This window comes from Amycolatopsis benzoatilytica AK 16/65 (assembly GCF_000383915.1).
In the GTDB taxonomy this organism is placed as follows: domain Bacteria; phylum Actinomycetota; class Actinomycetes; order Mycobacteriales; family Pseudonocardiaceae; genus Amycolatopsis; species Amycolatopsis benzoatilytica.
Genome location: NZ_KB912942.1, coordinates 1,233,161 through 1,254,617, shown reverse-complemented (window position 1 = coordinate 1,254,617; position 21,457 = coordinate 1,233,161). Strand labels below are relative to the sequence as shown.

At 69.7% G+C, this 21,457-nt stretch carries 14 protein-coding genes; 8 read left to right on the top strand and 6 right to left on the bottom strand.

Annotated elements, in window-relative coordinates; genetic code table 11:
* Positions 1 to 199: 199 nt before the first annotated feature.
* Complete coding sequence (locus AMYBE_RS0106030) at positions 200 to 2,272, top strand: AMP-binding protein (RefSeq protein ID WP_027927413.1); 2,073 nt, start codon at positions 200 to 202, stop codon at positions 2,270 to 2,272.
* Position 2,273: 1 nt separating this feature from the next.
* Here AMYBE_RS0106030 and AMYBE_RS0106025 read toward each other — a convergent pair whose 3' ends face one another.
* Positions 2,274 to 6,413 (bottom strand): tetratricopeptide repeat protein, encoded by a 4,140-nt coding sequence (locus AMYBE_RS0106025; protein ID WP_020658447.1) that lies wholly within the window; start codon positions 6,411 to 6,413, stop codon positions 2,274 to 2,276.
* Positions 6,414 to 6,473: 60 nt separating this feature from the next.
* Entirely contained in the window at positions 6,474 to 7,355 is an 882-nt protein-coding gene (locus AMYBE_RS0106020; protein ID WP_020658446.1) for a LysR family transcriptional regulator ArgP, read from the bottom strand.
* A 40-nt stretch (positions 7,356 to 7,395) separates the two neighbouring features.
* On the opposite strand from AMYBE_RS0106020, the gene AMYBE_RS0106015 reads away from it, so the two are divergent.
* The 6 genes from AMYBE_RS0106015 to AMYBE_RS0105990 all read left to right on the top strand — a co-directional run bounded on the left by AMYBE_RS0106015 (position 7,396) and on the right by AMYBE_RS0105990 (position 14,171).
* Positions 7,396 to 8,031, top strand: coding sequence for a LysE/ArgO family amino acid transporter (locus AMYBE_RS0106015; RefSeq protein WP_020658445.1), 636 nt, complete (start codon positions 7,396 to 7,398; stop codon positions 8,029 to 8,031).
* A 70-nt stretch (positions 8,032 to 8,101) separates the two neighbouring features.
* Entirely contained in the window at positions 8,102 to 8,554 is a 453-nt protein-coding gene (locus AMYBE_RS0106010; protein WP_020658444.1) for a MarR family winged helix-turn-helix transcriptional regulator, read from the top strand.
* Positions 8,551 to 9,354: an ABC transporter ATP-binding protein gene (locus AMYBE_RS0106005; RefSeq protein ID WP_020658443.1), complete on the top strand. Its 804-nt coding sequence runs from the start codon at positions 8,551 to 8,553 to the stop codon at positions 9,352 to 9,354. The genes AMYBE_RS0106010 and AMYBE_RS0106005 overlap by 4 nt, the downstream gene beginning before the upstream one ends.
* Positions 9,314 to 10,135: an ABC transporter permease gene (locus tag AMYBE_RS0106000; RefSeq protein ID WP_020658442.1), complete on the top strand. Its 822-nt coding sequence runs from the start codon at positions 9,314 to 9,316 to the stop codon at positions 10,133 to 10,135. Before AMYBE_RS0106005 ends, AMYBE_RS0106000 begins: the two co-directional genes overlap by 41 nt.
* 126 nt (positions 10,136 to 10,261) lie before the next feature.
* Entirely contained in the window at positions 10,262 to 12,310 is a 2,049-nt protein-coding gene (locus tag AMYBE_RS0105995; RefSeq protein ID WP_211226921.1) for a transglycosylase domain-containing protein, read from the top strand.
* A gap of 247 nt (positions 12,311 to 12,557) precedes the next feature.
* Positions 12,558 to 14,171 (top strand): AMP-binding protein, encoded by a 1,614-nt coding sequence (locus AMYBE_RS0105990; RefSeq protein ID WP_020658440.1) that lies wholly within the window; start codon positions 12,558 to 12,560, stop codon positions 14,169 to 14,171.
* Between the two features lie 195 nt (positions 14,172 to 14,366).
* Here the strand turns inward: AMYBE_RS0105990 and AMYBE_RS0105985 are convergent, their stop codons facing one another.
* The 3 genes from AMYBE_RS0105985 to AMYBE_RS0105975 all read right to left on the bottom strand — a co-directional run bounded on the left by AMYBE_RS0105985 (position 14,367) and on the right by AMYBE_RS0105975 (position 17,248).
* Positions 14,367 to 14,777: an ATP-binding protein gene (locus AMYBE_RS0105985; RefSeq protein ID WP_020658439.1), complete on the bottom strand. Its 411-nt coding sequence runs from the start codon at positions 14,775 to 14,777 to the stop codon at positions 14,367 to 14,369.
* 1 nt (position 14,778) lies between these two features.
* A complete protein-coding gene (locus AMYBE_RS0105980; RefSeq protein ID WP_020658438.1) occupies positions 14,779 to 15,153 on the bottom strand; it encodes an STAS domain-containing protein in 375 nt (124 codons plus the stop codon).
* Positions 15,154 to 15,646: 493 nt separating this feature from the next.
* Positions 15,647 to 17,248, bottom strand: a complete 1,602-nt coding sequence (locus tag AMYBE_RS0105975) for an FMN-binding glutamate synthase family protein (RefSeq protein WP_027927408.1) — start codon at positions 17,246 to 17,248, stop codon at positions 15,647 to 15,649.
* A 95-nt stretch (positions 17,249 to 17,343) separates the two neighbouring features.
* Here AMYBE_RS0105975 and AMYBE_RS0105970 point away from each other — a divergent pair, with 95 nt between their 5' ends.
* Positions 17,344 to 17,757: a MarR family winged helix-turn-helix transcriptional regulator gene (locus AMYBE_RS0105970; protein ID WP_020658436.1), complete on the top strand. Its 414-nt coding sequence runs from the start codon at positions 17,344 to 17,346 to the stop codon at positions 17,755 to 17,757.
* A gap of 87 nt (positions 17,758 to 17,844) precedes the next feature.
* On the opposite strand, the gene metH is transcribed toward AMYBE_RS0105970, so the two are convergent.
* The gene (gene metH / locus AMYBE_RS0105965; RefSeq protein WP_020658435.1) at positions 17,845 to 21,450 is read right to left on the bottom strand and encodes a methionine synthase; all 3,606 of its coding nucleotides are present in this window, start codon (positions 21,448 to 21,450) and stop codon (positions 17,845 to 17,847) included.
* Positions 21,451 to 21,457: the final 7 nt, after the last annotated feature.

Sequence of the window (21,457 nt, the reverse complement as noted above, 5' to 3'; positions counted from 1 at the left end):
GCACTTCCGCGGGTATCGCCCGCCGGTTCGCGCGGCAGCGCACCGGCCGCCGACGGCGGAGAGAAAATTCCCACCAGGTTGGATTGTCCGCCGTTCGGAGTACCCCACGGCAGGTTCAGCTGGTAGCGTCCCCGCAACCTGAACGCGCGCCGGGAAGGACCGGGGAGCCCACACGCGCGCAATGGCGAGGCGGATCGCGATGCGGGACGATGTAGTCGAGGCGAGTGCGGTCGTCGGGCACCCGCCCGAGCAGGTGTGGTCGATAGTCGGCTCCCCTGAGCTGTACTCCAGATTCGTGCCGGCGATCAGCTGGTGCGAGGTCGCCCGTCAGGCCGAACGCGGCCGCGGGCCGCACTGCCGGATCCGGCTCGCGCCGGACCGGGAGACGACGACCGAAGGCGCGATCCACGCGGCGGTGTGGCGGCCGGGCGAGCACGTCGTCTGGTGCGGGCTGCCGGACGAGCGCAACTGGGTGTCGATCGAACTGCGCCCGGTGCCCCGCGGCGGCACCGAAATCGTGCTGCGGATGATGCTCCCTTCCCTGCCCGACGAGCACGCCGGCCTGGTGGCCCGCGGCGCGGTCAAGGGACTGCTCAAAAACCTCGCCAAGCGGATCGGGCAGCAGCTGTCCGGTCTTCCCGGCGACCAGCCGGAACAGGAGCGCGCGACCGCGCTGCGCACGGCGAACACGCTGGTCCGAGCCGGCGTCCTGGCGGCCGGGCGGCCGGACAAGATGGTGCGGCAGGTCAGTTCGCTGGCCCAATGGGGCGCGACGCTGGCCGGCGGCTACCTCGCCGCGGCCGCGCGCGGGGCAGACGACATCGCCGTGCACGACGAACGCAACAGCCGCACCTACGGAGAGATCGACGAGCGCAGCAACCGGCTGGCGAACGCGCTGGCCGCGCTGGAGGTGAAGGCCGGTTCGCGGGTCGCGCTGATGTGCCGCAACCACGCGGCGATGATCGAAGCGTTCGTCGGCTGCAGCAAGCTCGGAGCGGACGTCGTCCTGCTCAACACCGGCCTCTCCCCCGCCGCCGTCGAGGAAGTGCTCACCGAGCACCAGCCCGCCGCGGTCCTGGCCGACGACGAGTTCGGGCCGGTGATCGCCTCGGTACCCGGCGAATTCCCGCGCGTCAGCACGTGGGACGACGCCGAGCAGGGCTACCGCACGCTGGACGAGCTGATCCGCGACGTGTCGGCGGACCGGCCGAAACCGGCCGGCCGCGAAGGCCGCATCGTCGTGCTGACCTCCGGCACCACCGGTGCGCCGAAGGGCGCGCGCCGGCCGACCCCGAAGGGGCTCAGCACGTCGGCGACGGTGTTGTCGCGGATTCCGTTGCAGGCACGGGACAAGATCGCGGTCGCGGCACCGCTGTTCCACAGCTGGGGCCTGGCCGCGATGCAGCTGGGCATGGCGTTGCGCGCGGAACTGTCGCTGATCCGCCGGTTCGACGCGGAGCACACCCTGCAGGTGATCGCCGAACACCGCTGCGACGCCCTGTTCGCGGTGCCGATCATGCTGCAGCGCATCCTGGATCTCCCCGAACGCGTGCGCAGCCGGTACGACCTGTCGTCGCTGCGGATCGTCGCGAGCAGCGGATCTGCGCTGCCGGGCGCGTTCGTCTCGTCGTTCATGGACACTTTCGGCGACGTGCTCTACAACTTCTACGGCTCCACCGAGGTCTCCTGGGCGAGCATCGCCGACCCCGCCGACCTGCGGGCCGCCCCGACCACGGCCGGCCGCTGCCCGCCCGGCACCCGGATCGCGATCCTGGACGACGACCGCCGTCCGGTCCCGCCCGGCGACGAGGGCCAGATCTTCGTCGGCAACGACATGCTGTTCGACGGCTACACCAACGGATCCAGCGTCGCCCGCGCGCACGACCTGATGGCTACCGGCGACGTCGGCTACCAGGACGCGTCCGGCCGGCTGTTCGTCACCGGCCGAGCCGACGAAATGATCGTCTCCGGCGGCGAAAACGTGTTCCCGCGCCCGGTCGAGGAGGCGCTCGCGGCGTTACCGGGGGTTTCGGACGCGGCAGTGGTCGGCGTCCCGGACGACGAATTCGGCCAGCGCCTCGCCGCGTACGTCGTGCTCCGGCACGGCGCGCGGATGCACGCCGAGGACGTCCGCCACTACATCCACCAGCGGCTGGCCCGGTTCGCGGTGCCGCGCGACGTCTACTTCGTCCCGGAACTCCCCCGCAACGCCACCGGAAAGATCGTGAAGCGGCTGCTCAACGACGATCTCTGGCCACTCGCCCAGTCCTGACTCACAACCGCGCCAGCTGTCCCTTCGGTCCCGGGCTGGCGGCCGCGGTGACGCTGAACCGGCCAGGGCCGAACGTCTCCTCGCCGGTCGGGCCGGACGAGATCTGCCGGATGCTCGCGCTCAGGTCCGCTTCGACCCCGCCGGGCAGCTTCAGCCGGATCAGGAACGGCAGCAGCAGCCCGACCACCATGAGACCGACCAGGACCGGCGTGAGCGTCGTCAGCATCACGCCGGTCACTTTGTCGGACAGGAAGAACGCCGTCCACAACGCGCTCAGCGCGGCGACTCCGACGACCACCACCACGACGCTGCCGACGGTGCTGCTGCGGGTGATCCGCAGGCTTTCCTCCATGATCTGCAGGCTCCGCCGCGCTTCGACGTTGCCCGGATCGATCTTCACGCACCGCCGCAGATCACGAATCGCTTTGCGGCGCTGCATGGGTTTCGCCGGAAAGTCGCCCGCCGACTCGGCGAGCTTGTAGCGAGCGACCGCGGCCACGAAATACGGCTCGGCTTCGTGCGCGGCAAGGGAAATCGCCTCCTGCGCATGAGCGAGCGCGTCGGAGTGGAACTGCCTGCCCTGAGTGGCGTCGCCGCGCTCGATCAGCAATTTCGCCACCGCGACGAGCAATTGCCACCGGGGAAGATCACAGTCCCTGCGCTGCAACGCTTGCTGCAAGACAGCTTCTCCCTCGACAAAGTCGCCGGTGGACCGCATCAGCGCCACCGCCAGCCCGAGGCTCGCGCTGCCGTTGGCCGGATCGATCTGCCGCGCCTGCCGGAAGTGCCGAGCGGCGACGGCACCGGTTTTGCCGTCCGGGTCGTCCATTCCGCGCTGAAGATGGAGATAGCCGAGTTCGACGTGGGCTTGCGCGTCATACCAGTCCCGCTTCAGCGCGGCGGTCAGATTCTCCTCGGCTTCGTCGAAGCGGCCCAGCTGGGAGTAGAGGGAGGCCAGGTCGACGTAGCTGGCGTGGTGCCGGTCCAGTTCGATGGCGCGGCGGAAATGCTGTTCGGCTTGGGCGTAGTTGCCGCGCTGGTAGTTGATCACGCCGAGACAGGTGTGCGCGGAATGGTGCCGGGGTTTCTTCTCCAGTACCGAAAAGCACAGCTGCTCGGCTTCGCGACGGCTTTGCTCGGTGGCTTGGCGCACCAGGCACCAGGCAAGCCCGAACTGGTGGTCGGCCGTGCCCGGATCCTTCTCGCACGCGGTGCGGAACTGACCTTCGGCGGCCGGATAGTCGCCCGCCGCGAACCGGATCCATCCCGCCTGCGCCGCGGTTTCGGCTTCCTCCCGGGCATTGTGGCTGTCCGCTTGCAGCAAGGCGATCTGCTGCCCGGCTTCGTCGAGCCGCCGGCTGTCGTGGTAAATCCAGACGAGTTCTTCACGCAGCGAACGGTTCCACGGCATCCGTCGCAGCGCGGCGAGAACGCCCCGCTCGGCCTCGTCGAACCGGCGCAACGCGCGCAGCGCCGCCGACCGGCCGCTGATCGCGTCGAGGTAGCACGGATCTGTCCGCAGGGCCCGGTCGAACCAGACCAGGCTTTCCTCGTACCGCAGCTGGTCGTCGTACAAGACGCCGAGTTCGGTTGGCAGGTCCGGGGAGTCCGGGCGGAGCTCGATCGCTTCTTTCGCCGCCGCTTCGGCTTCGTCGAAACGGCTCAGCTGGCGAAGGAGGACCGCTTGCCCCTCCAGCGCGTCCGAATTGAGCGGGTCGATCTCCAGCGCCTGCCGGACGTTCGCCAGCGATTCCTCGAGCCGATCCCCCTCCTGCAGCAGCAACGCCCGCTCCAGCCGCAGATCCGGGTCGTTCGGAAGCAGCTCGATCGCCTCGTTCACCGCGGCCCGGGCTTCGTCGAACCGCCGCAGCTCCCGGAACGCCGTCGCCCGGCACTCCAGCGCCGTGGCGTCCCTCGGGTCGATCGCCAGCACGCGGTCGAACCATTCCAGCGACTTTTCGGCACCGGACTGGCTGCGGCTGAGCAACGCCATCTGCACCAACGCGAGCAGGTGATCCGGCTGGCGGCGAAGAACCGTTTGGGTGCACGCCTTCGCCTCGTCGAAGCGCCTCATCCGGGAATAGACGCTCGACTGGGACCGCAACGCCCACTCGTGCACCGGATCGATCTCCAGCGCCCGCCCGAGGCAAACCAGCGCCTCTTCCAGCCGCCACTGGCTTTCGTACAACGAAGCCTGTTCCACCAGCAAATCCGGCTCGTCCGGACGGCGACCGACCGCTTCGTGCGCCGCCGCTTCGGCCTCCTCGAACCTTCGCAGCCGGCGTAGCACTCGCACGCGTTTTTCCAGCGCTTCCGCGTGCACCGGATCGAGCTCCAGCGCCCGGTCGCACCAGACCAGCGCCTCCGCGTACCGGTACCGGGCAAGTTCCAGCGCGACCCGCTCCATCGGCAGATTCGGTTCGTCCGGGCAGTGCCGGACCGCTTCCTCGAAGACGGCTTCCGCCTCGTCGAACCGCCGCATCGAGACCAGCAGGGCGATCCGTGACTGCCACGCCCAGGGTTCTGCGGGATCGAGGTCCGTCGCCTGCCGGAACGAATCCAGCGCTTTGTCGCGCTCGCCCCGGTCGTCGTGGTTCCAGCCCCGGTAGACCAGCAGGCTCGCGTCGCCGGGGAGCAGGTCGATCGCGTGGTTCACGACCGTGTCGGCTTCGTCGAACCTGCGCAACACGCGCAGTGCGAAGATCTTCGCTTGCAGCGCTGGCCGGAAAGCCGGGTCCAGCTCCAATGCCCGGTCATACCATTCGATCGCTTGCTGATGCTGGCGCAGATCCGCCGCCGCCCAGCCCGCGTGGACGCGGAAAATCGGTTCTTCCGGATGGAGCGCGGCGGCTTCCCGCGCGGTCGCGGCGGATTCCTCGAAGCGGCGCAGCCGGCGGAGTGCGAACGTCCGGTTGACCAGGCCGTCGTAACTCTTCGGGTCCAGGGCGAGCGCACGCTCGGCCCAGCTCAGCGCAGCCTCGAAGTTGAACTGGTCTTCGTACACCTCGCCGGCCAACACGAGGCACTCCACGTCGCGTGGACGCCGTTCGACCGCTTCCCGAGCGGCCGCCTCGGCCTCTGGATATCGCTTCAGGCTTCGCAACGTCCGCAGGCGCCACCGCAACGCGTCCACGTCCCGCGGGTCGACGGCCAACGCATGTTCGAACCACCCGACCGCGTCCTCGTAATGCGCCTGAGCTTCCGCGATCAGGCCGCACTGCACCAGAATCACCGGATCGTCCGGCCGGATTTCACGCGCTTCCGCCAGCACCGCTTCCGCCTCGGCGAACCGGTCCAGCAGTGCCAGCGCCATCGATTGGTCCCGCAGCAGCCGACCGTCTCGGGGAGCGATTTCCCGGGCCTTTTCGAACCACCCGAGCGACTCCTCGTAGTGTTCCCGGACGTTCTCGACCCAGCCCAGTTCGCGAAGAAGCCGCGGGCCTCGGGGAAGCAGCTCGATCGCCGCCAGACCGGCCGCCATCGCATCGTCGTACCGTTCCAGGCACCACAGCTCGCGCACCCTGGACCGGAGCGCCCACTCGTTGCGAGGATCGACCGCCAGCGCGCGCTCGGCCCACCCCAGTGCCTCGTCGTAGCGCTCCCGCTCGTCCTCCGCCCAGGCCATCGTCGTGAGCGGATCCGGATGATCCGGGTGCCGGTCGATCATCAGCTGGCCGGCGGCTTCCGCGTCGTCGAACCGGCCCAGGGTCGCCAGCGCCATCACTCGCCAGCGCGCCGCGTCCAGGTGCCCCGGTTCGGACGCCAGCGCCTCTTCCAGGAACGGCAGCCCGGCCGCCCAGTCGTCCTGATCGAAACGGATCCGCGCGCGGGCGAGCAAGAGGTCCGCGCTGCCGGGGAAGCGTTCCAGGCCGCCCGCCGCGGCCCCGTCCGCTTCGTCGTATCGCCGCAACCGGCTCAGCGCAGCGACCTGCCAGGCCACTCCCAGCCCGGACCCCGCCGCGCGGCTGAAGGACTCCAGCGCCTCTTTCCGCCGGTACTGCTCCAGCTGCACCCGCCCGAGCGCGATCCACCGGGCCGGGTCTCCCGGCTGCTCCGTCACCGCCCGCCGGCCGAGTTCTTCCGCCTCGTCCAGTTTCCAGTCTTCCCGCAGCTGGTCGACGGCGTCGGCCGGTTCCGTCACGACAGGTCCTCCCTCACAAGCCCGGCCACAGCATGCCCGGTTCGCACGACTCCTGTCCGGTCATCCCCCCAATTCCCGCCGGGCGGCCGCCGCCACCGCGTCGGCCACCGCGGCCAGCGGCGGCGAGTCGAGCTTCCACTGCTGCCAGTACAGCGCCACGTCCATCGGGCGTTCCGGCGCGAGTTCGACCAGGTTTCGCCCGGCCAGCTGGAGTTCCGGCACCATGCCCCAGCCCAGCCCGGCCGCCACCGCGTCGGCGAACGACACCGAAGCCGGGATGTAGTGCCGGATCCGGGTCGGCAGCCTGCGCCGGGTCAGCCGGCGGAGGAAGCCGTCCTGCAGGTCGTCTTTGCGGTCGAACAGCACCGTCGGCGCGGCGGGGAGCCGTTCGGCGAGCGGGCCGTCCAGCCAACGCGACGCGAACGCGGCGGACGCCACCGCGCGGTACCGCATCGTGCCGAGCCGGCGCACGCTGCAGCCCTGCACCGGATGCGGGGTGGCGGTGATCGCGGCCATCACCAGCCCTTCGCGCAGCAGTGAGTCCGTGTACCCCTCGTCGTCGCTGCGCAGGTCGAAGGAGATCGGCGGCTCCGCAGGCACCGCTTGCAGCGCGGGCAGGAACCAGGTGGCCAGCGAGTCGGCGTTGACCGCGATCGGCAGCGTCGTCGGCTCTCCCGGACCGCCGAGGCCGAGTTCCGCGCGGGTGTCCGCTTCGAGCCGGGTCAGCTGCCGGGCGAACCGCACCAGCACCTCGCCGGAGTCGGTGAGCCGGACCGGTTTCGACCGCAGCACCAGCACTCGGCCGATCCGCTGCTCGAGCGCTTTCACCCGCTGGCTCACCGCGGGCGGGGTCACGTGCAGGACCGCCGCGGCCCGGTCGAAGGACTGCTCGTCCACCACCGCGAGCAACGTGCGCACCTGGTCGAGGGGAAGATCCGACATCACGATCGCTTATCTTAAATCAGAATCTTTACCTGGATTAATGTCCGCGACCAGCCTTAGCGTCGACCGGGTGATCCCGCTGCTAGCGGCTGGCTTCGGCACCGGCCTGTCCCTCATCGTCGCCATCGGCGCGCAGAACGCCTTCGTGCTCCGGCAAGGACTGCGCGGCGATCTCGTCGTGCCGGTGATCCTCGTCTGCACGCTGTCCGACATCGTCCTCATCGCCGCCGGAGTGAGCGGGATCGGAGCGGTGCTCCAGCACTGGCCGTCGGCGATGCAGGCGATCGCGGTCGTCGGCGGGCTATTCCTGATCGGGTACGGAATCCTCGCCGCCCGTCGCGCCTTCCGGCCGAACGCGCTCACCGCTTCCCCGGACCCGCTCGCCTCGCCCCGCCGCACGCTACTGACCTGTCTCGCGCTCACCTGGCTCAACCCGCACGTCTACCTGGACACCGTCCTGTTGGTCGGCTCCGTCGCGGCCGGCCACGGCGACGGGCGCTGGCTGTTCGGCGCCGGCGCGGTGGCCGCGAGCGCGGTGTGGTTCAGCACGCTCGGGCTCGGCGCGCGGCGGCTGTCCGGCCTGTTCGCCCGGCCCGGCGCGTGGCGAGTGCTGGACGGCTTGATCGCGGCCACGATGGTCGCGCTGGGCGTCTCGCTCCTCCTTCAGAGGGGATGAACTGGAACTCTCCCGGCGAACAAGACATTTAGCGTTGCTAATAGCTCTGAGTCAGAGTTACTTTGCCAGCATGCCGCCACCCCGGATCGACCTCGCCGAAAGTCTGCTCGCCGCCGTGCTGGGCGTACGCCGCGTCGTGCGCCGCCGGGTGCGGGCCGAGCTGCCCGGGCCGCGGCTGCCCGGCTCGCAGGTGGAACTGCTCCGGGTGGTGCACCGGAGCCCGGGCATCGGCGTCGCCGCGGCGGCCCGGGAACTGAACCTGGCCGGGAACTCGGTGAGCACGCTCGTGAACGCGCTCACCGACGCCGGCCTGCTGTGCCGCGAGGTCGACCCGGCCGACCGCCGGGCGGCCCGGCTGCAACTCACCGACAAAGCGCAGGAGCGGATGGCGGCCTGGCGGCGCGCGCGCACCGGACTGGTTTCCGCGGCGCTCGCCGAACTGCCCGAAGCGGACACCGCGGCCATCCTCGCCGCGCTGCCCGCGCTCGAACGGCTCACCGAGGTGCTCAAGGAGGACACATGAGCGAAACAGCAGTCCGCTGCACCGGATTGCGGCACGCCTTCGGCACCACTCTCGCGGTCGACGGCGTCGACCTGGAAATCGATTCCGGCGAGGTGTTCGGCCTCCTCGGCCCGAACGGCGCCGGCAAGACCACCACCATCCGGATGATCACCACCCTGCTGCCGGTCGAAACCGGGCACGTCACCGTGTTCGGCCTCGACGCCGCCCGGCGCAAGATGGCCGTGCGCCGGCTGATCGGCTATGTGCCGCAACAGCTTTCCGCGGACGGTTCGCTCACCGGGCGCGAGAACGTCGCACTGTTCGCCCGGCTCTTCGACGTGCCCCGTTCCCAGCGCGCCGCCCAGGTCCGCGAGGCGCTGGAACTCGTCGGACTGGAGAATGACGCGGACCGTCCGGCCGGCCGGTACTCCGGCGGCATGATCCGCCGGCTGGAACTGGCACAGGCGCTGGTCAGCTCGCCCCGGCTGCTGATACTCGACGAGCCGACCATCGGCCTCGACCCGGTCGCCCGGACCGCGGTCTGGGACCGAATCTCCGAAATCCGGGTCAAAACCGGGATGACCGTGCTGGTCACGACCCACTACATGGACGAGGCCGAGCAGTACTGCGACCGCGTCGCGCTGATGCACGCCGGCCGGATCCGCGCGCTCGGCACGCCCGCCGAGCTGGAGGCCGGACTCGGTCCGGAGTCCACTTTGGACGACGTGTTCCGGACAGTGACCGGGAACGCGCTCGCGCACGACGAAGGAGGGATCCGCAATGTCCGTGCCACTCGCCGCACCGCCCGCCGTCTCGGCTGACCCCGGGCCGCTGGGCCAGCTGCGCGTCCTGTTCGCCCGGGTGGGCGCGATGTGCCTGGTGGAACTGCAGAAACTCCGCCGAGACCAGACCGAACTGCTCACCCGGGCGATCCAGCCGGCGCTCTGGCTGCTGATCTTCGGCGAAACCTTCACCCGGCTGCGCGCGATCCCGACCGGTTCGGTGCCCTACCTGGACTATCTCGCGCCCGGCATCCTCGCCCAGTCGGCGCTGTTCATCTCCATCTTCTACGGCATCCAGATCATCTGGGAGCGCGACGCGGGCGTCCTGGCGAAACTGCTCGTCACCCCCACCCCGCGCGCCGCGCTGGTGGCGGGCAAGGCGTTCGCCGCCGGAGTACGGGCGCTCGTGCAGGCGTTCATCGTGGTGGTCCTCGCCGCGATCCTCGGCGTCGGGCTCACCGCGAACCCGCTCCGGCTGCTCGCCACCGCGGTGGTCGTTGTGCTCGGTTCGGCCTTTTTCTGCTGCCTTTCCATCGTTATCGCCGGTTTGGTGCTTTCCCGCGAACGGCTGATGGGCATCGGCCAAGCGATCACGATGCCGTTGTTCTTCGGCTCCAACGCCCTCTATCCGGTGAACCTGATGCCGGGCTGGCTCAAGGTGCTCAGCCACGTGAACCCGCTGAGTTACCAAGTTGACGCCTTGCGCGGATTATTGATCGGCACCCCGGCGAACCTCGGCGCGGACTTCGGCGTCTTGATAGGTGCGACCGCTGCCGCGATCGCGGTCGCTTCGGCTCTGCTGGGAAGGCTGGCTCGATGACACACCCTCGTCCGCACACGGTTTTCTCACCCGGACCGGCCTAACGTGGCTTCCGTGGCTCGTCGCAACAAGATCGCCCCGTTCCTCGGATTGTGCTTGCTGGCCGGAATACTGGTGGCCGGCACGATGGCCCCGGTCGCCATCGGGGCCGGCGTGCTGTCCAACCAGGTCAGCGATTCGGTGGACGCCATCTCCGCCGACCTGGTGCGCGCCGAGCCGCCGCTGGTCACCACGGTCACCGACCGGAGTGGCGGGAGGATCGCGACTTTGTACTCGCAGTACCGCATTCCGGTCACCGCCGCGCAGATCTCCCCGGCGATGAAAGCGGCGATCGTCGACATCGAAGACCGCCGGTTCTACACCGAAGGCGGCGTCGACCCGCAGGGCATGCTGCGCGCGGCGGTGCACAACAGTTCGGGCGGGAATCTGCAAGGCGCGTCCACGCTCACTCAGCAATACGTGAAGAACTACCTCGTGAACGTCGTGGACCGCAACGACAAGACCGCACAGGACAAGGACCGGGAGGATTCCCTGGCCCGCAAGCTGCGCGAGGCCAAGATGGCGGTGCAGCTGAGCCACACCGTGTCGAAGGACGACATCCTCGCCGACTACCTGAACGTGGTCGAATACTCCGGCACCGTGTACGGGGTCGGCGCGGCGGCGCAGGCGTATTTCGGGACGACGGCGGACAAACTGACCGTGCCGCAGGCCGCGCTGCTGGCCGGAATGGTGAACAACCCCAACACTTACAACCCGTACACGCATCCGGACAAGGCGCTCCAGCGGCGCAACGTGGTGATCGATTCGATGGTGTCCGCGCGCTCGATCCCGGCCTCCTACGGCGCGACCGAGAAAGCGACCCCGCTCGGCGTCATCGGATCGCGGCCGCAGGCACCGGACAGCACCTGCATGGGCGCCGCGCCGGACGCCGGCTTCTTCTGCGCGTACGCGGTGCGCTACCTCGAGCAGTCCGGCCTCACCGCCGACCAGATCGACACCGGCGGCTACACGGTCAAGACCACGCTGGACCCGCACGTCAGCCAGGTCACCAAGGACGCGGTCGACGCGAACGTGCCGACCACGCAGGACGGCGTCGCCAACACGTTCGCGGTGATCCAGCCGGGCAGCGACGGGCACCAGGTGCTCGCGATGGTCGCGAACCGCAACTACGGCACCGATCCGAGCCAGGGCGAGCAATCCACCAACATCGTGGCCGACGCGAGCAACGTGTTCGGGGCCGGGTCGTCGTTCAAGATCTTCACCTCGGCCGCGGCGATGGTCACCGGCAAGGCCGGGCTGAACACCCCGCTGCCGAACCCGTTCAGCGACTGTTTCAACCCGCCCAACATGAACCGCTACACGCACTGCTATCCGGTGAGCAACGACGGCACCAGCTACCCGGACCCGATCTCGCTGGCCGACGGGCTGGCGACGTCGCCGAACGTCGCGTTCGTCGGGCTGGAATCGCAGGTCGGCATGCCGGCCGTGCTGGACATGGCACGGAAACTGGGCCTGCGCAGCACGATGGCGACCAACGACGCGGGCAGCAAGCCGATCACCGACCCGTCGGACCCGCGGTCGAAGAACCCGCAGTACAACGAACCGCAGTCGCAGTACTTCCAGAACCTGCTGTCGTTCACCCTCGGCAACAGCCCGGTGAGCCCGCTGGAAATGGCGAACGTGTCCGCGACCCTGATGAGCGGCGGCATGTGGTGCGCGCCGGACCCGATCCTGTCGGTCACCGACCGCACCGGGAAACCGGTGGCGCTGCACCAGCAGGCGTGCGAGCAGGTGATCCCGCCGGGCGTGGCGAACACGCTGGAAGCCGGACTGAGCCAGGACACCACGATCGGCACCTCGGCGGCCGCGGCCCGAGCGGCCGGCTGGACCCATCCGGACATCGGCAAGACCGGAACCACGCAGCAAAGCGAATCGGTCGCCTTCGTCGGCGGCGTCGACCATTACGCGGTGTCGTCGATGGTCTTCGCCGACGGACCGCACCCGCAGGAGATCTGCCCGGGAACCCCGGTCCACCTGGGCGACTGCGGTCACGGCGCGTTCGGTGGCACGGTCGCCGCTCCGCCGTACTTCGCCGCGATGAACCAGCTGCTGGCCGGACAACCGGACGTGCCGATCCCGGCGCCGGACCCGGCGTACCTGGACGCGCACGCCTGAGCCTGCCCCAGGCCGGTCCGTGAAGGGAACATCGAGGGACTCAGAGTCTCTCGATGTTCCCTTCACGGACCCATTACCGGCAAGGCTGGCGGCCGCCGGCTCGCCGGACACTGCCGCTGATCACCGCTGCGCTCCGTGCCCCCGCGAGCGCACTCCGCCGCCGTCCGATGTTGCGTCTTCCTGACGATCGTTAAACGTATTACAGTAGCGGGACGCGTGATGTCGTAGCCAGAATTGGGGGCACGGAGTGCAGCTCCAGCCGAGTGCGCATGTCGACACGTTCTGCCGGGACCACCTCCCGCCGTTCGAACAGTGGCCGGAACTGCGGTTCGAGCTGCCGGAACTGCACTACCCGGACCGGCTGAACGCGGCCACTCGCCTGCTGGACGGCAGCGTCGCGCGCTGGGGTGCGGACCGTCCCGCACTGCTGTCCCCCACTGAATCCTGGACCTACGGCGAACTCCTGACCCGCGCCAACCAGATCGCGCACGAACTCGCCGCCCGCGGCGTCGTCCCCGGCAACCGGGTCCTGCTGCGCGGCCCCAACACCCCGTGGCTGGCCGCCTGCTGGCTCGGCGTGCTGAAAGCGGGCGCGGTCGCCGTCGCCACCATGCCGATGCTGCGCGCACACGAACTCGCGAAGATCATCGAGGCCAGCACTCCGGTGCTCGCCCTGTGCGATCACCGTTATCCGGAGGAGTTGCAGTCCTTCGACCTCCCCCTCCTCACCTACGGCGGCGATACCGCCGCCGACCTGGCCGCCCGTTGCGCTGGGCACCCGGCCGAGTTCGCCGACGTCGACACCGCCGCCGACGATGTCGCGCTCCTCGCGTTCACCTCCGGCACCACCGGACGGCCGAAAGCGACCATGCACTTCCACCGCGACCTGCTCGCGATCGCCGACACCTTCTCCCGGCATCTCCTGAAACCGAGGGAAACCGACCTCTTCTGCGGCACTCCCCCGCTGGCGTTCACCTTCGGCCTCGGCGGCCTGCTGGTGTTCCCGCTGCACGCCGGCGCCGCGACCCTGCTCGTCGAACGGGCCACCCCGGCGGAACTGGCCGACCTGGTCGCCAAGCACCAGATCACCGTCTTGTTCACCGCACCCACCGCGTACCGGGCGATCCTCGCTTCGGACCGCCGCCCGCTGCTGTCCGGACTGCGCCGCGCGGTGTCGGCGGGCGAAGCGCTGCCCGAATCCGTCGCCGTCGACTTCCACGAAGCCACCGGCCACTGGCTCATCGACGGCATCGGCAGCACCGAAATGCTGCACGTCTTCATCTCCGCCGCCGACGACGACGTCCGTCCCGGCGCCACCGGTCGCACTGTCCCCGGTTACCGGGCCCGGATCGTGGACGACGAAGGCCGCCCCGTCCCCGACGGGACTCCCGGCCGACTGGCCGTACAGGGCCCGACCGGCTGCCGCTACCTGGCCGACGAACGCCAAACCGTCTTCGTGGAGGACGGCTGGAACTTGACGGGCGACACCTACGTCCGCGATTCCGACGGCTATTTCCATTACCGCGCCCGCAGCGACGACATGATCGTGTCGTCCGGGTACAACATCGCCGGCCCCGAGGTGGAAGAGGTGCTGTTGCGCCACCCGGATGTGCTGGAGTGCGCGGTGGTCGCCGCCCCGGACGATGCCCGCGGGTCGATCGTGGCCGCGTACGTAGTGCTCAACGACGGCGTCGAAGGCGATGCGGCGAAGGTGCGGGAGTTGCAGGACTTCGCCAAATCCCTTGCCGCGCCTTACAAGTATCCGCGCCGGGTCGAGTTCGTGACGGAACTGCCGCGCAATCCCAGCGGGAAGGTGCAGCGGTACCTGCTGCGCCGGCGGGCCGCGGAGACGGCGAGCTGATCAGGCTTCCGCGCCGGCCACCCGTGCAGTGGTGCCGCCCAGCTCGGCCTCGGCCGCCGGTTTGGCCGGCTGTCTGTGAAGGGAACATTGGGGGAATCTGATTCCCTCAATGTTCCCTTCACAGACAGGCCAGCGCCCGGAAGGACTTCCGGAGATTGCCCGGACCTCACCCCGCCGAAGCGAACCGAGCCCGCGCTAGTCCAGTTTCCACCCCAACGTCACCACGGTGCCGCTCTCGTCCGTGCTGACCTCGGCGTGGTCGGCGGTCGCCTGAAGCAGCAGCAGCCCGCGTCCGCGCAACGCGACCGGGTCGTCCTCCACGGTCGGCGCGCGCCACTGGCCGTGGTCGGCGATGACCACCTCGACGCGGTCCGGGTGGCATACCGCGTCCAGGTCGACCAGCCCTGGTTCGCCGCCGGAGTAGGCGTGGTCGGCGACGTTCGCCAGTGCCTCGTACCCGGCGAGCACGATGTCGTGCGCGCGCTCCTCGGGAACGCCGGACTCCAGCGTCCACGCCAGCAGCCGGTGCCGCAACGCGCGCAGCGCGGTCGGCTCGGCGAGGATGCCGTGACAGCTCAGCGCGCTGGTTTCGGCTCGGACGTCCACCTCAACCGCCGGTGCCGGAGACGCCGGCGAGCGCGTGGTCGACCGTCGGGAACAGGCCGATCCATTCGTCCAGCCCGGTGGTCGTGAACGGGCGCGACGTGATCGTCGACGTGCTGACGACCCGCAGCGCGCCCGCGTCCAGCTGCCGGTGCGCGCCTGCCAGCACTTGCAGGCCGGAGGAGCTCAGGAAATCGACCGCACGCAGGTCCACGACCAGCACGCCAGGCCCGCGTTCGAGCACGCCGCCGACCACCTCGCCGAGTTCCGGCGCGGTGACCAGGTCGATTTCGCCGCCGACGGTCACGACCGCGGCGTGCCCGCGCCAGCGCACGGAAACCTCGAGATCGCCCGCGTCCTGCCGGTACCCGGAAGCCACGATTGCCGATCGTGCCCGATCAGAGCCCGGATCGCCAGTGCTCAGCCGGGTGGACCAGGCCCGACCCGGCCGGACGCTGGCGCGGCGACGGCGGATCGCCCACTCGGGCAGCGGAGCGGCGGGCCGTCGCGCGACCGCGGATCGGGAGCCAGCGGTCCCGCCGCGCCGCAGATCCGGAAGCGCCCTGGCGGCGGTGTCGTGAAGGGCCCCTCCACGGACTTGAATTCCGGCAAGGGGCCTTTCACGGAGTCGGGGCGGATTCCCTCAACGACCCCTCCACCAACCCGGAGCGGAGTCCCTCAAGGGGCCCATCACGGACTTGGAGTCTCTCAAGGGGCCCCTCACGGACTTGGAGTCCCTCAAGGGGCCCCTCACGGACTTTTTCCGGCACGACACCGGGCGGTCGTGTGTCTCTAGCCGGGCGGGCCGGAAGCGCCGCGCCACGACGACTGGTGCCCGATCGCCGCGTCACCGACGGCCGGCCCGGACCGGTTCACCCCGCGAACCGGTCCGGGTCCGCCGCCGCCCAGTCGGCCGCCCATCCGGCCGGTGGGTCCGCCAGCAGCTCCCGTGGGGCCAGCCAGTCGTCGTACCACTCCGCATACGACAGCACCGTCCGCACATCCACCCGCCGCCGCAACTGCTCCGGAGACAGCCGCGCCGGGTCGGACACCCCCATCGCCGCCATGATCCGCATCGCGCTCGCGACCGTCTCCTGCTGATAGCGCCGGACGCGTTCGGTCTTGTCGGCGACGTCCAGCGCCCGGCCCCGTCGCGGATCCTGCGTCGCCACGCCGACCGGGCACTTGTTCGTATGGCACCGCTGCGACTGGATGCACCCGACCGCGAACATCATCGCCCGCGCCGCGTTCGTGTAGTCCGCGCCCTGGATCAGCCGCTTCACCAGATCCGCGCCGGTGGCCACCTTCCCGCTCGCACCGATCCGGATCCGGTCCCGCAGCCCGGCGCCGACGAGTGCGTTGTGGACAGTGTGCAGGCCCTCGGTGAGCGGCGTGCCCAGATGGTCCGCGAACTCCAGCGGCGCCGCGCCGGTGCCGCCCTCGGCGCCGTCCACGACGATGAAGTCCGGCGTCACTTCCTCGGCCAGCATCGCCTTGCACACCGACAGGAACTGCACCCGCGACCCGACGCACAGCTTGAACCCGGTCGGCTTGCCGCCGGACAGTTCTCGCATCTTCGCGACAAACCGCACCAGCTCGCGCGGCGTCGAGAAAACCCGGTGGTACGGCGGGGAAACCACGGTCTGTCCTACCGGCACTTCGCGTACCCGGGCGATTTCCGCGTTCACTTTGCTCCCCGGCAGCACCCCGCCCATCCCGGGCTTCGCGCCCTGGGACAGCTTCAGCGAAACGCATTTCACCGCGTCGTGGGCGGCTTTGTCGGCGAACTCGCCGGGATCGAAGCCGCCGTCAGCGGTCCGGCAGCCGAAGTACCCGGTGCCGATCTCCCAGATCAGGTCGCCACCGCCGCGCAGGTGGTACTCGGACAGGCCGCCTTCGCCGGTGTCGTGCGCGAAGCCGCCCCGGGCGGCCCCCTGGTTCAGCGCGAGGATTGCATTGCTGGACAACGATCCGAAGCTCATCGCGGACACGTTCAGCAACGCCATGTCGTACTGGCGCGCGCAGTCCGGCCCGCCGACCCGCACTCGCGGCGGCGACTTCGGCACCGGCACCGGCGCGAGCGACGGGACGAGGAACTCGTAGCCTTCCGCGTACATGTCCCGTTCTGTCCCGAACGGCTCCTCGGCCGCGGTGCCCTTCGCGCGCTCGTACACAATGGACCGGACGCTGCGATCGTAGGGCCGGCCGTCGAAGTTCCGCTCCACGAAGTACTGCTGCATCTCCGGCCGCACGCTCTCGAGCAGGAAACGCGCGTGCCCGAGCACCGGGTAGTTCCGCAGCACCGAATGCTTTCGCTGCGCCAGGTCGTAGACCCCGGTCGCCGCGAACAGCGCGAACGGCCCCGCGAGGAACCACCACCACGGAGAGAGCGTGTTGCTGAGCAGCACGGCCGCGGCCGCGATCGCGACCAGCCCCGCCACCATTCCGAACCGGACCACACTGAGTCTTGCCACGCGTAGAAGCTAATCCCCGCGCCCCGCCCTCGCAGGTCCGCCGAGTTATTGCGCCGTTAATATTAACTATGCAAGAATTCTGATATCGTCGCCCCGTGGACGAAGGACTTGGCGATGCGCTGCACCGGGTGGTGTCCCTGCTGGGCGACGCGGCACGGCAGCGCACCGAAGGCACCGGCGGGCTGACCTACAGCCAGATCCGCCTGCTCGGCGCGGTGGAGGACATCCAGCCGGCGACCCAGCACCAGCTGGCACAGGCGATGGCCGTCTCCGACCCGGCGGTCAGCCGCGCGCTGCGCCCGCTCGAAGCGGCCGGCCTGGTCGAAATCCGGCAGGACCCCGACCACGCCCGCCGCCGCCTGGTCACGCTGACCGAGGCCGGTCTCGCCGCGTTCCGCGAGAGCGGGAAACCGCTGCAGGACGAGCTGCGCACAGCGTTGCGGAACGCGGATTTCCCGTACGACCGCTACCTGGCGGACACCCTTCGGCTGGCTGACCTGCTCTCCTGACCGCGATACCGGACGGCGCGCGAGCCGCGAGCCAAGCCGACCCAGCTCCAGTCAGCCGCCCGGCCCGCGCGCTCAAGCACGCCGGCTTCAATACGCCAGGTTAGGCCGCAACCACCGCTCCACCTCGGCCAGCTCCTCGCCCCTGCGCCGGGCGTAGTCCTCCATCTGGTCGCGGCCCAGCCGCCCGACCGTGAAGTACCGCGATTCCGGGTGCGCGAAGATCAGCCCGCTCACCGCCGCGGCCGGGGTCATCGCGTACGACTCGGTCAGGCCGATTCCCAGCTCCTCCGCGTCGAGCAGGGTGAACAGGTCCTTCTTTTCGCTGTGGTCCGGGCTCGCCGGGTAGCCCAGCGCTGGGCGGATGCCGCGGAAGCGTTCCGCGTGCAGGTCGGCCAGGACCGGCTGCACGTCCGGTTCGAACCAGCGCCGCCGGGCTTCCAGGTGGATGTGCTCGGCGAACGCCTCGGCCAGCCGGTCGGCCAGCGCCTTCACCATGATCGCCCGGTAGTCGTCGTGCTCGGCCTCGTAGTGAGCGGCCAGGTCTTCCGCGCCGTGGATGGCGACCGCGAACCCGCCCAGGTGATCGCCCGAGCCGGACGGGGCGATGTAGTCGGCGAGGCAGCGGTTCGCGCGGCCGTCCGGCTTCTGCGTCTGCTGGCGCAGCATCGGGAACTTCCAGTCCGAGTACTCGCCGTCGAGCACGATGTCGTCGCCTTCGGAGTGGGCCGGCCAGAACGCATACGCACCGCGCGCGGTGAACGAGCCGTTCTCGATGATCTCGTCCAGCAGCTGGTTCGCGTCGTCGAACAGCTCGCGCGCCACCGGCTGGTCCAGGATCGCCGGGTACTTGCCCTTCAGCTCCCAGGCCAGGAACAGGAACTGCCAGTCGACCATCTCGCGCAGCTGCGCGATCGACGGCTCGACGACCCGCACCCCGGTGAACTCCGGCGTCGGGACGTCCTCGAACGACACCTTCTCCGCGTTCGCCCGTGCCTGCTCGACGGTCAGTATCGGCGTCGCGTGCCGGTTTTCGTGCTGTTCGCGCAGCCGCTGCTGCTCGGCGCGGTTGGCGGTGTCCAGTGCGTCCGCGCGGCGGGTGTCCAGCAGGTCGGACACGACGCCGACCACCCGCGAGGCGTCGAGCACGTGCACCGTGGTGTGGTCGTACACCGGCGCGATCTTGACCGCGGTGTGCTGTTTCGACGTGGTCGCGCCGCCGATCAGCAGCGGCAGCTTCAGCCCGCGCCGCTGCATCTCCTGCGCGACGGACACCATCTCGTCCAGCGACGGCGTGATCAGCCCGGACAACCCGATCACGTCGGCGTGCTCGGCGACCGCGGTGTCCAGGATCTGCGCGGCGGGCACCATCACGCCGAGGTCGATCACCTCGTAGTTGTTGCAGCCCAGCACCACGCCGACGATGTTCTTGCCGATGTCGTGCACGTCGCCCTTCACCGTGGCGAGCACGACCTTGCCCTGGCCGCGGGAGGTCTCGATGCGGCCCTCGGCCAGCATCTTCTCCTTCTCCGCCTCCATGTAGGGCTCGAGGTAGGCGACCGAGCGCTTCATCACCCGCGCGCTCTTCACCACCTGCGGCAGGAACATCTTCCCGGAGCCGAACAGGTCGCCGACGATCTTCATGCCGTCCATCAGCGGACCCTCGATCACCTCCAGCGGCCGCTCGAACGACTGCCGCGCTTCCTCGGTGTCGTCCTCGATGAAGTCCACGATGCCGTGCACCAGCGCGTGCGACAGCCGCTCGGTCACCGGCGCCTCGCGCCACGACAGGTCGACGACCCGCTTGGTGCCGTTGCCCTTGACCGTCTCGGCGAACTCCACCAGCCGGTCGGTGGCGTCGCCACGGCGGTCGAACAGCACGTCCTCGACCAGTTCGAGCAGGTCCTTCGGGATGTCCTCGTACACCGCGAGCTGGCCCGCGTTGACGATGCCCATGTCGAGCCCGGCGCGCACGGCGTGGAACAGGAACGCCGAATGCATCGCCTCGCGCACGACGTTGTTGCCGCGGAAGGAGAACGACAGGTTCGAGATGCCGCCGGAGGTGTGCGCGCCCGGACAACGTTCCTTGATCAGCGGCAGCGCTTCGATGAACGCCTTCGCGTACCCGTTGTGCTCGCTGATGCCGGTGGCGACGGCGAGCACGTTCGGGTCGAAAATGATGTCCTCGCCGGCGAAACCGGCCTCACGAGTGAGCAGATCGTAAGCGCGGGAACAGATTTCGACCTTGCGCTCGACGGTGTCGGCCTGGCCCTTCTCGTCGAAGGCCATCACCACGACGCCGGCGCCGTAGTCGTGGATGCGCCGGGCCTGCTCCAGGAACGGGCCTTCGCCCTCCTTGAGGCTGATCGAGTTGACCACGCCCTTGCCCTGCACGCAGCGCAGCCCGGCTTCCAGCACGCTCCAGCGCGAGCTGTCGATCATCACCGGGATCCGCGCGACCTCCGGTTCGGTGGCGATCAGGTTGAGGAAAGTGGTCATCTCCTGCTCGGATTCGAGCAGGTCGGCGTCGAAGTTGACGTCCAGCAGGTTCGCGCCGCCGCGGACCTGCTCCAGCGCGACGTCGACCGCCGCCTGGTGGTCGCCCGCCTCGATCAGCCTGCGGAACTTCGCCGAGCCGGTCACGTTGGTGCGCTCGCCGATCATCACGAACCCGGTGTCCGGGCCGATCTTGAACGGCTCCAGGCCGGAGAACCGCGTGCTCGCCTCGTGCGCGGGCACCTGCCGCGGCGGAAGCTCCTTGACCGCCTCGGCGATCTTCGCGATGTGCGCGGGCGAGGTGCCGCAGCAGCCGCCGACGATGTTGACCATCCCGGCGCCGGCGAACTCGCCGAGCATCCCGCCGGTTTCCTCGGGCGTCTGGTCGTAGCCGCCGAACGCGTTGGGCAGGCCCGCGTTCGGGTGGCAGGCGGTGTAGGTGTCGGCGAGCTTCGACAGCTCCTCGACGTGCGGGCGCATTTCCTCCGCGCCCAGCGAGCAGTTCACGCCGACGATCAGCGGACGCGCGTGCGCGACCGAGGTCCAGAACGCCTCGACCGTCTGGCCGGACAGGGTGCGCCCGGACAGGTCGACGATGGTCACCGAGATCCACAGCGGCAGATGCGGCGCGACCTCGCGGGCGGCGGTGATCGCGGCCTTGCAGTTGAGCGTGTCGAAGATGGTCTCGATCAGCAGCAGGTCGACGCCGCCGTCGGCGAGCGCCTGGATCTGCTCGGCGTAGGACGCCTTGACCTCTTCGTAGCTGACCGCACGGTAGGCCGGGTCCTCGACGCGCGGCGACAGCGAAAGCGTGACGTTCAGCGGCCCGATCGACCCGGCGACGAACCGGTTGCCGAACTCGTCCGCGGCCTGGCGCGCGAGCTCGGCAGCGCGCAGATTCATCTCGCGCACCCGGTCCTGCAGGCCGTAATCCGCCTGGCCGATGCTGGTCGCGGTGAAGGTGTTGGTGGTGGTGATGTCCGCGCCCGCGGCGAGGTACTGGCGGTGCACGTCCAGCACGACGTCCGGCCGGGTGAGGTTCAGCAGGTCCGGGTCGCCGGTGACGTCCTTCTCGTGGCCGTCGAGCCAGTCCGCCCGGTAGTCCTCCGGGGCGAGACCGGCCCCCTGCAGCATCGTGCCCCAAGCCCCGTCGAGCACGACGACGCGCTGGTCGAGCAAGTTCCGCAGGTTCTGGGTCATCGCCACC